This window comes from Pseudoduganella sp. GW821-FHT11H04, from assembly GCF_058807935.1.
Map to the genome: position 1 here is coordinate 648,520 of NZ_JBXARE010000002.1, position 13,710 is coordinate 662,229.

Genomic DNA, 13,710 nt, shown 5'->3' on the forward strand with positions numbered 1-13,710 from the left:
GGATCAAGGAGCGGTGCCCTCCGCGCCGGGGAACCGTCTAGGCGCTATCCTCAAATGAGGCAATTCCACGCTGCCAGCTAGCTGACTGCGATGTTCGAGATGCGCGATGTGGAAGGCACCGGATCGAACAAGCCGCATTGGCCAGCGACAGGAGACGTGCGGACCTGGACATGTCGACGCATTGTGTCTCGGCACGGATCCCAGGCAACGTTGCTGTGCGTGACCGGAAATTGTCGGAGATGCGCGACTGCTGGGCGACTAGAACGGGTCGAAGGGTGTAGATTGCTAGGATGACACGCCGAATCGATCTCGCCACTGCGGCAAAAATGTCGGCAGCCTTAGCTGCCAGGGCTGCGTTTGGTGAGAGGTTTGCCCACAATTCGGCGCATCTGGCCGGGCTGCCGCTGCGTTTGGTCACCGAGGTTTTCGCCCGCCCGCTATGGCAAACGCGTGAGCGCCACGCTATTCCTAATCCACTGCCTGACCGGCGGATTGCCGGCAAACGTGCCTGATGAAACATCGTTTGCATCGTGGGGCGGTAGGAGCAGGAGGTGTGTATGCCGTAATGACGGGGGGGCGCTGTCGGACGAAGTCCTGTGCGATGGCGTGGCCCGGCATTTCCAGACGTTTGGGACTAACATAATTGCGATAGCAAGGTCGCTGCGCCGGAGATAGATGATGGCCATTACCAACGCGATTCGGTACAAGGGCTTCTTCCTGGACTGCGCACCCGTCAAACAGGGTAACGCGTGTTTCGTTGCGCAGGTCATCATCACGCACGAGTCTGGCGCGGCATTGGACGAGTACGCATTCCATGATCTTTGGGTAGCGAAGGCGGCGGCAGACGCGGTGTCGTTCGCCAAAGCATGGGGACGCGAGTGGATCGACGCGCATCTCCAAGAGGCCGACGCGTGCGCTGGTTTAGGCGTACACTCAGTGTGAGTCACCAATCAGGAGATCCGTCATGAAAGACTCTGGACCGGAATTCTCCTTCCGCGGCCTGCCTCTGAGTGCCGAACAGGAATCTGAAATTCAACACTACATTCTGCAACGGAAAAGGCGCGGTTTGCCGCCGGACGTGGAAGAACTGCGTGCCATGGTGCACGACATGCTGGAACCTCCCGCCAGCGAGAATCTAGCTGGGCGAGCCGAAGCCGAAGGCGCACATGCCGACGCAGAACGTGCTGCCGGCCTGGTCGACAACGGGGGCGATCCGATCACCGCACGCGAGGAACGCACTGCTGCCCGCGAGGCAGAAGCCATGAAGCACTGGACGTCGTAAGAGATCGGTCCGTGGCTGCTGCGCTGGTGCGAACCAGGGCGGCTGGCGGCTGGGATAGTGATCCATCTGCATGTGTGTACGGATAGGACCGAAATCATTAGGTGAATGCCGTTGGTGAGCGTATAGTGGGTTGCAGGTACCCAGCCAACACTACTAGTTTGTGCCGGTCTTCCTCTGCATTGCAGCGTGACAGCGCAATCGCGTCAAAGTCCCTCATCGTCGTGAAGTGGTCTTATACCTGTGACTGGCACGCGCTTATCGTGCCCCGCCGGAAAGGTGGGCCTGCTCGTTGTGACCGTCTTTCCGAGTCTGTTCCTGAACGCGAGCGAAGGAGTGCGCCATGCGCCAACATTCAATATCGTGGTTCCAGGGATGGAAGATCCTGCTGCGGTGCGCAGAATTCAGGTGCCAGGATGGCTCGCTGAAATTCGCGTCCACCGCCATCCTCAAACATATGCCACCCATCGCAGGTTGCAATAGCCTTCAGTGGCCAGACAAGATGACGCGATCGATTGTTTTTCCCGAGGACGCATTTGGGTCCCGAGAGGATGCAAACACCGATGCGATGTCCAAAGCTCACCGTCAGATCCTGGCGATGAATGGGAGTACGGATTGCAGTGGGAGGAAGATCATGAACACCTCACCGAATACCGGGAAATGCGAAGAATCCGATGAAGCTCTGGCTGCGCGATTTGAGATTTCCTTTGATGGGAAACGATACGCTTTTCGGCAGCACCGTTACGATCTGTTCTTGGATGCGCTACGTTACGCAATCGCCGAACATGGCAAGGCCGGCTTCCTGCGTGACGACATGTTTGTGCCGAACTGGATGTCCGCCTATCACCCGACGGATGGCGATGAAGGCGTGATGCGACTGCATGGGATCGCCTATGTCGAGGGCCATTTCCTCTATGGCGGCTATCGCTATGGCCAATTGTGTGACGCGGTCGCGTTTGCTGCCGACCACCCGAACTTGTAAGCGCATGGTCGACAAGGAGCGCCGGTATGGAGCCGTATCTGCAATGGATGGCCGAAGGACTGATCGCATTGAGCTGGTGGAAGCTCCTGCTGGTCGGGCTAGTGACGACGCACGTGACGATCGTCGCGGTGACGGTTTACTTGCACCGGTGCCAGACGCATCGCTCGCTGACATTGCGCCCGGTCGTGGCCCATTGCTTCCGCTTCTGGCTTTGGCTGACGACGGGGATGGTGACGAGGGAGTGGGTGGCGGTGCATCGCTGCCATCACGCCCATTGTGAAACCGAGAAGGACCCGCATAGCCCAGTGATGGTCGGGATCAACCAGGTCCTGTGGCGCGGCGCTGAACTGTACCGTGACGCGACCAGCGACCCGGCGCTGGTGGAGCGCTATGGGGGCGGAGGACCGGCCGACTGGCTGGAACGACGGATCTATGGCCGCTATACGTGGCAAGGGGTGGGCTTGCTCCTGCTGATCGAACTGGTCTTGTTTGGGACGCTGGGCCTGACGCTGTGGGCCTGCCAGATGATGTGGATTCCGTTCCTGGCTGCCGGGGTGGTCAATGGCTTGGGGCACTATGCCGGCTACCGCAATTATGACTGCAAGGAAGCAGCCACCAACATCGTTCCGTTTGGTTTGCTGATTGGTGGAGAGGAACTGCACAACAACCACCACACGTTTCCGACCTCTGCAAAATTCTCGGTGCGCTGGTTCGAACTGGATATCGGCTGGGCCTATATCAGCCTGTTGCGATGGTTGCGCCTGGCATCCCTCCGGCGGCCGCCAGAGCGCTTGATGCGATGCGCGGGGCAGTTCGTCCCGACGCTGGCGACCTTGAAGCTGGTCCTGGGCAATCGTGCAGTACTGATGCGCGAGCTCACGGTCTTGACCTTGGACGTGTTTCAGGCGGAGCGTACCGGATTGGCACAGGAAAGTCCCCACGCGGCGTTGCTCCAGACGAAGCGCCTGTTGCGACGCGCACCCAGCCGGCTCACGGGACTGCAAAGGGTGGAGCTGGAACAGGTGATCGTGCATAGCGCTCGGCTCAATGCCATGCATGCAGCGCGGCAGACGCTGGAAAAGTTATGGGAACGTACGCCAGCAACACAGGAGGAACTCCTGGCGGTGCTGCAGTCCTGGTGCGTGGATGCAGAACGTTCCGGTCCACGGCCCTTGCAGCGATTTGCCCGGCAATTGGCGAGTTACGGATAGGAATATGAATCTTGCATTGATTCACTCGACCGCGTGCAGGGAACTACTCAATGAGGGAGAACTGGAGGATGCAGTTCGCTATTGCATCGCCCAGGGCATTGAGCCTCCGGTCCCGCCGTGCTCCGAGCTCTCTTCCGATTACGAGCCCTGCGTGGAAGTGGCCAAGGAAACCTTGTCGGACTACGGTTGGTGGGAAAAGCGGTTAAAGGTCAGGAACACGCGTGAACGCAGGCTCGCTGAATTGCAGGAAGGCGCAGGTGAAAAGTCTCCGTCGCCCTCCAGGACGTCAACCAGTTGATTCGGTGGTTTTGTGTCGGCTGGCGACAACCTCGGGATGTCATGTTTTCCAGTGGCGACGTTTTGTGACGTACGAGCCTTGCGTTCAACGCAGGGCTTTGACTGATGCATTCATCCCTTGTGGCAGCCACGCGGCGGCGCTGTGCAGGAGGGTACAGGGGGCAACAGTGCGCGCGAGGCGTTCGATGTGCACGTGAAGTCCTGGAGCAAAAAAGGGTGATATTACGAAGGAGCCAGGCATGCTACGCTATCGTGGCTACGAAATTGACTGCGCGGCGGTCAGGGCAACCTTGGGAAAGCCTAGCGCAAAATGGTACTGCCATTTGAGCATCAGGAAAGTCGCTGAATCAATGCCGACGCGATACCAGGTCTCGGTGATCGCATGGACCATGTCCTCGGCGAAGCTGCTCGGCCTGCACCGGGCGAAAGAGCGCATCGATGACGCGCTCGGCATCGAACTGCCTGCGTGAGATCTTCCCCAAACCAAGCGACCGGGGTGCTCGGCGCAACCCTGAGCAATGCGCCGTGGGGTAACGCCGCGTTCTGCGCCAGTCGCTGTCATCGATCAATCGTGGATCGATGTGAGGTCACACTGCTTCTGCCCGAAGGGCGTTCGTTGAGATCTGCCGGCATGCGATTTTTAAAGTATCGATGTTCTGCTGCCAAAGCGGGACACCAGCGCCAGCAGGTCCTCCATCGCGACGGGCTTCGTCAGGCGGGACAGCATGTGTGCTTGTGCCATCGCTTCTCGACTGTCGGCATCGTCCCAGCCGGACCAAGCAATAATGGGAAGTTCGGCGCATTGAGGAAGGGCATGCATGGCAATTGCGGTTTCATAGCCATCCATGTCAGGCATTTGGATGTCGAGGAACACGATATCCGCAGGCCAGTTAGCCAGCAAGGCAACCGCTGAAGCGCCGTCGTAGGCGACCTTGTTGTCGATGTGCTGGATACTCAGAAATTCGGAAACCAAGTCAACGGCGTCCTTGTTGTCGTCGACCAGCAGCACACGGGCATTGATTTGATTCATGACGCTCTCCTGGTGTCATCGCGACTCCTTCGCGACGGGCTAGAGAGAGGAAATGGCTTGGTGGGCTGGAAATTCAGGGTACACCCATCGTGCAATGACCTCCGCACGTTACGCGGCGAACCATAATGAGAAGGCCGAGCACTGAAGTGGCAGAGAGCGGGGGGCGGCGATTTTGCCGCGGACTGGAGAAAATTCCGCCTGGTGAATGCTCATTTGCGTGGCCGACTGCGCTTGAACAGGAGGGACGTTGGGGCATTTTCGGGAAAGATGTCATAGTGCCCGATTCGGCCATTGGGTCGAATCTTCAAGGTTCTTCCTTTCCCGTCGACCATGTAGCGCTCCTGAAGCAGATTCAAGTGCTGCGCGGCATGTGCGATCTGCAGGTTCCGCTGGCAAACGTCGTGTCCAGGTGCAAGGCTGGCGAAGGCACAGGCATCGCCAAGGCAATCGTAGCGATAAGCGCCATAGAAGTAATGTCCCGCAACAAATTCGATGCCAAGCTGCTGCATCTGCCGGAGATCGACGGCGGAAGGGCGTAATATGCGCTTCGCGACGACGGGCGGCGTTGAAGGCGGCGCGCTGGAAGGGTGAAGTAGCATCAGCTGTGCGTAATTGTAGGCATCGATAAAGTTCTCGTAAGCGTAGCCGCGATACAGGTAATCGCGCCCGTTGAACCGGATGGAGCTTGGCCCAGAACCAAACGTGCCGACTGCACGTCGATAATAGTGATAAGTCGCCATGCCAACACACTTGATGCGTCATTGCCAATAGGGCAGCGCCCGCATCAGCCTCACTGCTAAGGAATCAGTGATTTCAGTGTACGCCGATTCGCCTGCACTCGCTTGATGGCGCCGGCAGACGTTTCCATGGCGGCGCGAGCTGGAATATATGGCACTTGGGCGCTGGCGCCACTGGCATTGCCATTGGCACTGGACCTGGGGCGTCGGGACGACGCAGTTGGGGGAGGTCGGCTCGTTGTCGCTGTTATCCTTGACTTGGAGGCGCGTCGTGTCTTCGACTGCTCGATGTGCCCGCATGCTGTCTCGGTAGCGGGCTTGAAGCAGTACGTGAGAGTCACATGGACGCCTACCCGCGCCATCGCGCTGGATCCTTTGCATCCATGAGGGCGGAGGTGAAAGAGGCGACCTGGAGCATTAACTTTCATGTTGTTAGAAAAGCGGCGGAATTCGACCATGATGGCTTGATACGCGCTCCTGCGAACGGGATGCCACTTGAACACGGGATGTCCGATTGCCGCATCGCTTGCGGACCTCCTGAGAATGACCATTGTACTGAACTTCCATCGCAGCTTCTGGACCACCAAAGTTGTTTTGGGACAGTTGATTCCCCGCGGTGAAAACAGGAGAATGGGGGTATTCCGACAGGCAAGGAGCATACCGTATGGCACGGAAGTTAGGTGGTGTTGGCATGGCTCCGGGCGGTCATTCCATTGATTCCATGCTGGTGCTCTACACGCGAAAAACATGAAAAAAAACGAACTGCTCTTGCAACTCGCAGCCTTTGCGGACGATGACAACATTGTTGTCGAAAGCCGACCGGGTGAATATGTAGAACCGGTCATCTATGTAACAGCGGTCCGGGCGCGCCGAAGTGACGAGCTAGATACCACGTTCAAGAGTGAGTACGTGGCTGACCGGGCCGGAACCGGCACAGTTGTCATTGGTACCCACCGAGGTTGTACGACGCTTTGAGGCATCTGTACGCTGCCTGATGAGGCAGCGTAGAGCATCCCTTAGGTGTCGGTGGGTAGCCCTCTATGTCGTTGCCAATGTCATTGAGATCCCCAATCGCTCGAGTGTTGTGGCCCGTGGTATGGTGTTTCAATCACCGGAATACGCTTTCGGCGGTTTGCCGCCGAGACGAGAACGGAGACCATCATGCCATTGGAGCTGCAAGAACGTCGCATGAGCAAGCGACAGGCCGGCGTCATTGATGACGCGCTTGGGTTGGCTGACGAATGTGGTTGGCGTTATGCCATCGCCTATTTGATCAGCGAACAGATCCCGTCGCCTATTATCCAGCGCTTGCTCTTCGGCGGAGGGGGCGTGCGCAGCCCTTTGGGTGTCCAGCATGCTCGGACGCCCGAATGGAGCTGGCAGGGGGAAGACGACATGAACAACCTGTTTGAGTCGCTGAGCGAGCGCAAATGGCGGCGAGTTCGTGGTCGCGACGATACTTCTGGGGCGCACGACTCTGAGGAGGATTACCTGGAAACGCAAAGGGATTAAGGCGGCCGGAGATTTCCCGGGCGACCCGCGCAGGAAATGAAGTGGCACTGCGCTGTTGCCTGAACGGTTCAACGGCACTTGCCTGCACCGCGGTCGTTACTTTTTTTCACCGTGCCGTACGTCCTTCCATGCTGGTCGGGGCACCCAACCTAATACGCCAGCTCTGGATGTGTGCTCTCGCTGTTCGTCCAGAGTGCGCGGCCAAGACCCGTCACGCTGCCCGGCAGACATTGGCATGCGGCCGCATCGCGGTTTTGGCTGGTGATGGCCAGATGGCGGCAATCACAGTGAAATCAGTGTGCCCCAGGCGCAGCAATTCGCCAGGGCGACAGCGCATGTACGCCATAGACGCGCGTGCATTCGCCAACGGGAAAATTGGCGGAGACAGCATATTCATTATTGGCCACCGTCGTGACTCGCACGACAGAACACGGCCGTTTATTGCAGGCGAATGGTGGTATCAAACACCCATGTGCGGCGAATTTCGATGACGTCGTATTGACGCGCCAAGGCGGGAGGAAACGCACCGTAGGGGGCTTGGCTGGCGATGACTTTGCGGATGGCGTCATCGATGGCGCTCACGCCGCTCGAGACGACAAAAGTCACTTTCTCCACCGAGCCACCGGCCCGGATGGCGATCGTCACCATGGGCGAAACGTGGCCCTGCTTGACCACGTCGCGCAGCATATCGAAAGCCATATTAAGCTCGAACTTCTTGCTCATGGCCTCGGCATATAGCACTAGCTCGCCATTAGGGTCGGCGCGACCGAAGAGCCAGCCGCGGCGAAGACCGCTTACCGTCGGCAATAGGGAGCGTGACGGATTCTTCAAGGCGGCATCGCGTTGCGCCGCCTCCTCGTTGAGCTGTCGACCAATCGCGCGCAGACGCTCTTCGTGCTCGGCTTCCTGGCGCGACTTCTCGCGCTGCGCCTGCTCTTTTCGCGCTTGTTCCAGTCGTGCAGCTTCTTGCTTCGCGGCGTCCTGGCGCGCAGCTTCTTGCTGTGCTTGCCGCGCCGTTTCTTGCCGTACTTGCTCCTGGCGGGCAGCCTCCCTGCGCTCGGCCTCCTGTCGCGCCTCCAGCACACGGCTCTGCTCCTGCAGTGCCGCTTCCTGGCGTGCCCGTTCTTCCTGCCTTGCCTGTTCCTGTCGCATCGCTTCACGGCGCAGCGTCTCCTGACGGACGAGCTCGTTGCGTTCAGCGTCCTTGCGCGCGGACTTTGCCTTGGCCAGCTGGGCAGCACGAAGGGCTTCTTGCTGGAGCAACTCCTGCCGGGCCGCCTCTTCTAAACGGGCCTGTTCCAAACGCTGCGCTTCGCGGCGCAGATCCTCTTGGCGCGTTAGCTCCTGACGCTCAGCGTCCAAACGCGTGGCTGCAAGCGTTGTCGCTTGTTCCGCGCGCGCCGCTTCAAGCTTCACCTGTTCCTGGCGTGTCGCTTCGCGTTGCGCTTCGGCAATCAATTCGGATTGGCGCAGTTTGTCGGCGACCAACTGTTCCTGCTTAAGCCTGGCGCGCTCGCGGATGGCGTCAGGATCTTCCTGTTCCAGCTGTTGTTGGATCGGAACGGTCTTCGGCGTCAGGGCAGTCGGCGGCGCGGCGGGCGCGGTCGGCAGGGGAATGTCGGGCATTTTCGTCGCGGGCATGTCCGTGTCAGCTAACGTAGCGGCGGACGTTGGCGACAGTGGTGCTGAAGCAGTGGAGAAAGCCGTTGCAGGGCGGGCCATTGCGGGCGGTAGGTCGCCATGTGCCGCGGCGGCGCTGCTAATGGGGGAAGTTGGAGCCGCGGATGCAATTGGTGGACCGCCTGGAAGTGATGGTGCCGCCGGTCCCGTTTTCGATGGCAATAGGAGAACCTGGAGGTCGTTCGCCTCGAGTCGACGTTCCTGCCAAGGGAACTTGAATGCGGGAATGCCAAACGTTTGCCCACCGAGAGCGATGCTTAGTAGCAACGCGTGAACGATGCCTGAAATGATGACGGCCACGCTCAACCGCTATGGCTCGTGTTGGAAGCGCTGATATCGATGGATGGCGATGGCTGCGGACATCGTTAAAGACTATCACAAAGGTTTGGGCTATTGATCGAACGGCAACGCTCAAGCGTGAAATGCAACACTGGGACACGGTAAAGCGTTGGTTTCTTTGGAATTTGGCGAAGCTGCTGGCCAGAACCGTTTGCCTGGCATGTCGCGCCGATAATGCGCAGGGGAGGCATGCGGGCGCTCTCGCGTAATCATCAATGCGTGGACACCGCGAACGCGGCTGTCCGCAGTGAACAGCCGCAATGTGAGATCAGAAATTGCAGGTCGGAAAACGCGTGCTATGCTGAATTGAATGGCCCCTTTTCAATGTCTGAGCGCTCAGTCGAAGTACTTTGCCCGCAGTTGCGGGCATCTTTTTTGTTGCCGGGATCCACGAAGGGACGCGATGACCGCCAGTCACGAAGCTTGCATCTTCTCAAGTGTCATGGAATGGGACCACATCAGTCGTCGCAATGTGCGACGTCTCATTGGCCTTTTCGGGTATGAAAGCTTGAACGGAGCGGGTGGTCCCGTGGATGGCGGAGCAATGGACGCCGCTGTGGAGATAAGCGAGCACGAGACTTGTCCTACTTACTCAACCCATTCGGTCGACAGGTACGAGAGCAAGCGACGCATCGCTTGCTTGTAAAGTTGACAGGCATGCTCCCGTTCTGGACCATTCGTCTTGAGCATCCGCGCTGCATGGACTTCTACTTTAAAGCGCAAATGTCGAAGATGGTCGTTCTGAACTTCAGCTCGACGAATGCATTCATCGACGTTTTGTCTACTGAGCAAGGTGCTGTTCATGTTGGCCCCATTCGGCATGCAACGCAGCTTGAGCGTACGCCGACTTCGACTCTGTGGCAAACAGAAAGTTACGCAGTTGGTACATATGTTGTATTGACGGATCGTACGCGAAAGGAAGACACTGAAGGGGCGCTGCCCGTGGCTTTTCTGACGCCTTTTGGCGCGCGTGAGCAGCGCGTTCGGCAACTTTTCATCAGCGCAACAGTCTGAATGCCGTGCCATGCTGAACTGAAGGCGCCGACTCGTCGCAGGTAGATGGTATGAACGCCGACCGACCAAACCATAACATGACACACCTGGCCGACGCCGCCATCGACATCGCTGCCAAACAGTCGCGACTGGACGCAGTCAAGTTCCTGTTCGACAGGGGCTGTGCACCGGAAACGATCGCGTTGATCCTTGCGTCATGCGCAACTGGCCTAGGTCCAGCCACCAAGCAGTCCACTCGCTGACACCGACCGTGTATCCAATACTGGCCATCACGCGTCATGAGTCGCCTCTAGAGCGAAGCGACTAGTGCACATCGTGCCTCGACCTGTCTCGGAAGCGTGAAAGCGTCCATGCGTCGGTCGGGCATAACGCGCGGAGTGGCCGTCTTTTTTGGGAGATCCGGCATGTGTGCCGAAACCGATATCGCCTTGCTGTCTAGCGACGACGAACTGGACGCGCGCCACCAACGCCGCGCTTTTCGATGTGCCGGAAGACGATGCGGCCTTTGGTCAGATCATAGGGAGACAGTTCGAGTGTGACCTTATCGCCGGCCAGGATGCGAATGAAGTTTTTCTTCAAGCGGCCTGCGCTGTAGGCGATCAGCTTGTGGCCGTTGTCGAGGTCGACGCGAAAGCGCTGATCGGGCAGGACTTCCATGACCGTGCCGTTCATTTCAATGAGTTCTTCTTTTGCCATAGCGTGGCTGTCCTTTGCGATTGGGGCGAGGTGCGAAAAAAAAGCCCGCTTTCTTGCGGGCTTCGTTTCAATGTAATGCCAATATTTCAATCGCTGCTACTGCCCACGCTATCTGCATGGTGCGAAGCGGTCAGCCCGTGCTATCTGCACGGTGCCAGCCTGTGACCAATGGTTGGTGCTACAGGGGGAAGTTCTCGAGGACTTCACCACGGGACGCAGTCTATCACAGTTTTGTGCGGTGCACAAAAAATGGTTTTGCACTGAGTTCTCGGCATGACGGTCGACATAGTTTGGCCTCGCAATACTGGCTGATCGGTTGTCAGCGAACCGATATCTGTAGCGCTTGAGAAGAGACAGGTCCGGCATTGCGCTGCGGGTACTGCAGAAAATTCGCTGGAAGGCAGGGACGCCATGACGCAGCGAGCCAAGGTTGCATGCAGATCGATTTGGTGTGCCCGGCAGTCCGGTGCGATGTGGAATATTCCACTGCTGCGGCCGATCAGGCGCTACAGTCCGACGACATACTGATCCATCGGAACCGCCAATGCTGAAAAATCTAAGAATTCGGACCAAGTTGACGCTTGGCTTTGGCGTCATTGTCGCCGTGCTGTTTCTCCAGGTCCTAGCCGTTTGCAGCACCACTATTCGATGCGCGTTGTGGGCCTGCACACCACCAGCCAACTGGCACTGTGCTCAGAAATTAGTAAGAGCCAGGGAGTTGCGGGTGTTGACTCCATTTTCTACAATATATTGCACAACATGTTGTATTATGGGGTCTCACTGAGAGGAATCCACAAAATGCGATATCACTTGCCACTGCTTCAAACGTTGTCGGCACTGTCAATAGTTTGCTCATCAGGCGCTTTCGCAGAAGCCCCGGGCATCTCGCGAGAGGAGAAGGGCGCGATCATCGCGTCCCTCGATAGCACATTGACGACGAACTACGCGTTTCCGGACATCGCCCGAGAAATCGCGCCGGTGCTCCGGGAACATCTGAAAAAGGGCGACTATGACTCGGCGACCACGAAAGAAGAGTTTGCGAGGAAGCTAACCGACGATCTCGTCAAAGTTAGCGGCGATCTGCATTTCTTCGTGGGTGCAGACCCAAAATGGATTGCGGACTTCAAGGCGAAGGCAAGCCCAGCGCTTAAGGCCAAGATACGAAAGGAAGAATTGACCAGGCTGGAGGAGACCAATTTTGGTTTCGACGAGGTCGCTCGCCTGAAGGGAAATATCGGTTATATACGGTTCAGCTATTTTGCCGATCCGGAACTTGCCTATGACACGGCCGCATCCGTGATGCGCTTCGTCGGCAATACGGACGCCCTTATTATTGATTTGCGATATAACAATGGGGGCTATCTGGAAATGGCGCAATTTCTAGCCAGCTATTTTTTCTCCAGCGAAAAAGATCAGCTGCTTTTCGGCTACTACTATAATGAGGATGGTAAGCGTATTGCGCGCGGGCAATGGGTGCTGCCCGGCCTGCCAGGGAAACGCATGGTGGACAAGCCGGTCTATATCCTCACCGGCTCCACGTCGTTTTCCTCCGCAGAATGGTTTTCCTATTCGATGAAAAAACTCGGGCGAGCGACCCTGATCGGGGAACGGACCGCCGGCGGGGCGCATCCGGTTGCACGTAAGCCGGTCGATGACGATTTCTTCGTGCAAGTTCCAATCGGCCAGATCCAGGATCCTGTGGAACATGGCGATTTCGAAGGCGCCGGGGTGCAACCCGATATCCCGAGCCCCTCCATTCGGGCGCTTCCGCTGGCGCATAAGCTGGCGCTTGAAAATTTGGCGAAGTCCGATGACGCAAAGCGTACCGAATTTGATTGGCTGCTTCCAAGCTTGCTGGCAGAGATCCAGCGCCCGCACGTCGATGCCAGCACGTTGCGGAACGCCGCTGGAAAATATGAAGGTCGGCAGCTCATTCTAGACAATGGCACGCTCTACTATGTCTGGCGTGATCGGTTTCGGGTCGCGTTGGAGCCGATCGGTTCCGAGCTGTTTGCGGTGGAAGGGGTGTCAGATTTTCGATATCGTCTGAATGCCTCGCGCGGAAAAGTGACGGCGCTGGAACGCGTGAACAAGGACGGCAGCGTCCAGAGGTACAAGCGCCTTGACTGAACGAAAACATAATCCACCAGCGATCGATGACGTGGTGTTTCTTGGCCGCGCTGTCGAACGACTGAGCGTCCTGATCGAAGAACAATCCCAAATTGTCTTCGATATGACGGGAATCGTCATCCCTGTTCGTTCGTGCTCGCTGATGACTGTGCTTGCCGCGCTTGGCACGGCTTCGGCCTCGGATCTGGCGCGCGAGCTCGGACATTCACATCAATTGGTCATGCAAAAGATACCAAAGTTGGTTCGTCTGAAACTCATACTGCAACGGAACGATGAAGATGATGCCCGGCGACGGATATTTATGCCCACTTATGAGGGATTGGCGCAGCTTGCGAAATTCGAGCAGTGCAAGTCGCTAATTCGTGAGGCCTATGCCGAGTTATTTGCCGAGATAGGGGACGTTAAGCAACTTGTGGATCGCGCCGCCGATGCACTCAACGAAAAGGCGTTGGACAAACGCATAGACAACAAGCGTATTAATTTAGATTTGACCTCGTATATTGAGAAGGCCGACCACGTAAAAAGTAGTTCCCATCATGGCACGGCTGGGCGAGGTGACACATGATTTGATCTTAGGGCATGACCCTGTTTGTCAGATTGGTGCCCTTGCCCATTCCATTTAAAAGTCCGGACGGTATCCGAGGCTACAGCAACGCGCTTAAGCCTGAATACGAGGAGGGAAGATCATGGACAGGGAATTTGTCGCCGTTGGGATCGATGTCAGCAAGCATAAGCTTGACGTTGCTTTACTGGTAGACGGGAAAATTCGTAGTAAGGCTGTAAGCAACTCAACTGCTGGTTAC

The 13,710-nt window shown here is 57.5% G+C and carries 15 protein-coding genes; 11 read left to right on the forward strand and 4 right to left on the reverse strand.

Annotated elements, in window-relative coordinates:
* Positions 1-675 precede the first annotated feature (675 nt).
* The 5 genes from AC1RTP_RS06740 (at position 676) to AC1RTP_RS06760 (ending at position 3,770) form a co-directional block, all read left to right on the forward strand.
* A complete protein-coding gene (locus tag AC1RTP_RS06740; RefSeq protein ID WP_498605788.1) occupies positions 676-942 on the forward strand; it encodes a hypothetical protein in 267 nt (88 codons plus the stop codon).
* 22 nt (positions 943-964) lie between these two features.
* Positions 965-1,282 (forward strand): hypothetical protein, encoded by a 318-nt coding sequence (locus AC1RTP_RS06745; protein WP_498605789.1) that lies wholly within the window; start codon positions 965-967, stop codon positions 1,280-1,282.
* Between the two features lie 340 nt (positions 1,283-1,622).
* Entirely contained in the window at positions 1,623-2,261 is a 639-nt protein-coding gene (locus AC1RTP_RS06750) for a hypothetical protein (RefSeq protein ID WP_498605790.1), read from the forward strand.
* Positions 2,262-2,287: 26 nt separating this feature from the next.
* Positions 2,288-3,472: a DesA family fatty acid desaturase gene (locus tag AC1RTP_RS06755; protein WP_498605791.1), complete on the forward strand. Its 1,185-nt coding sequence runs from the start codon at positions 2,288-2,290 to the stop codon at positions 3,470-3,472.
* Between the two features lie 4 nt (positions 3,473-3,476).
* Positions 3,477-3,770 carry a hypothetical protein gene (locus AC1RTP_RS06760; RefSeq protein WP_498605792.1) on the forward strand — a complete coding sequence of 98 codons (294 nt, stop codon included), beginning with the start codon at positions 3,477-3,479 and terminating at the stop codon, positions 3,768-3,770.
* Between the two features lie 639 nt (positions 3,771-4,409).
* Here the strand turns inward: AC1RTP_RS06760 and AC1RTP_RS06765 are convergent.
* Both AC1RTP_RS06765 and AC1RTP_RS06770 read right to left on the reverse strand, forming a co-directional pair.
* Entirely contained in the window at positions 4,410-4,799 is a 390-nt protein-coding gene (locus tag AC1RTP_RS06765) for a response regulator (RefSeq protein WP_498605793.1), read from the reverse strand.
* A gap of 209 nt (positions 4,800-5,008) precedes the next feature.
* A complete protein-coding gene (locus tag AC1RTP_RS06770; RefSeq protein ID WP_498605794.1) occupies positions 5,009-5,539 on the reverse strand; it encodes a hypothetical protein in 531 nt (176 codons plus the stop codon).
* Positions 5,540-6,283: 744 nt separating this feature from the next.
* Between AC1RTP_RS06770 and AC1RTP_RS06775 the strand changes: the two genes are divergently transcribed.
* Positions 6,284-6,511 (forward strand): hypothetical protein, encoded by a 228-nt coding sequence (locus AC1RTP_RS06775; protein ID WP_498605795.1) that lies wholly within the window; start codon positions 6,284-6,286, stop codon positions 6,509-6,511.
* A 186-nt stretch (positions 6,512-6,697) separates the two neighbouring features.
* Positions 6,698-7,048, forward strand: coding sequence for a hypothetical protein (locus tag AC1RTP_RS06780; protein ID WP_498605796.1), 351 nt, complete (start codon positions 6,698-6,700; stop codon positions 7,046-7,048).
* Between the two features lie 438 nt (positions 7,049-7,486).
* Here AC1RTP_RS06780 and AC1RTP_RS06785 read toward each other — a convergent pair whose 3' ends face one another.
* Positions 7,487-8,689 (reverse strand): TonB C-terminal domain-containing protein, encoded by a 1,203-nt coding sequence (locus tag AC1RTP_RS06785; protein WP_498605797.1) that lies wholly within the window; start codon positions 8,687-8,689, stop codon positions 7,487-7,489.
* 1,035 nt (positions 8,690-9,724) lie between these two features.
* Between AC1RTP_RS06785 and AC1RTP_RS06790 the strand changes: the two genes are divergently transcribed.
* Together AC1RTP_RS06790 and AC1RTP_RS06795 are read left to right on the forward strand one after the other, a co-directional pair.
* A complete protein-coding gene (locus AC1RTP_RS06790) occupies positions 9,725-10,081 on the forward strand; it encodes a hypothetical protein (protein ID WP_498605798.1) in 357 nt (118 codons plus the stop codon).
* Between the two features lie 50 nt (positions 10,082-10,131).
* On the forward strand, positions 10,132-10,323 hold the full coding sequence (locus AC1RTP_RS06795) for a hypothetical protein (protein WP_498605799.1): 192 nt from the start codon (positions 10,132-10,134) through the stop codon (positions 10,321-10,323).
* 193 nt (positions 10,324-10,516) lie between these two features.
* Here the strand turns inward: AC1RTP_RS06795 and infA are convergent, their stop codons facing one another.
* Positions 10,517-10,777 carry a translation initiation factor IF-1 gene (infA, locus tag AC1RTP_RS06800; protein WP_498605800.1) on the reverse strand — a complete coding sequence of 87 codons (261 nt, stop codon included), beginning with the start codon at positions 10,775-10,777 and terminating at the stop codon, positions 10,517-10,519.
* A 798-nt stretch (positions 10,778-11,575) separates the two neighbouring features.
* On the opposite strand from infA, the gene AC1RTP_RS06805 reads away from it, so the two are divergent.
* Complete coding sequence (locus tag AC1RTP_RS06805; protein ID WP_498605801.1) at positions 11,576-12,907, forward strand: S41 family peptidase; 1,332 nt, start codon at positions 11,576-11,578, stop codon at positions 12,905-12,907.
* Complete coding sequence (locus tag AC1RTP_RS06810; RefSeq protein WP_498605802.1) at positions 12,900-13,472, forward strand: MarR family winged helix-turn-helix transcriptional regulator; 573 nt, start codon at positions 12,900-12,902, stop codon at positions 13,470-13,472. Before AC1RTP_RS06805 ends, AC1RTP_RS06810 begins: the two co-directional genes overlap by 8 nt.
* Positions 13,473-13,710: the final 238 nt, after the last annotated feature.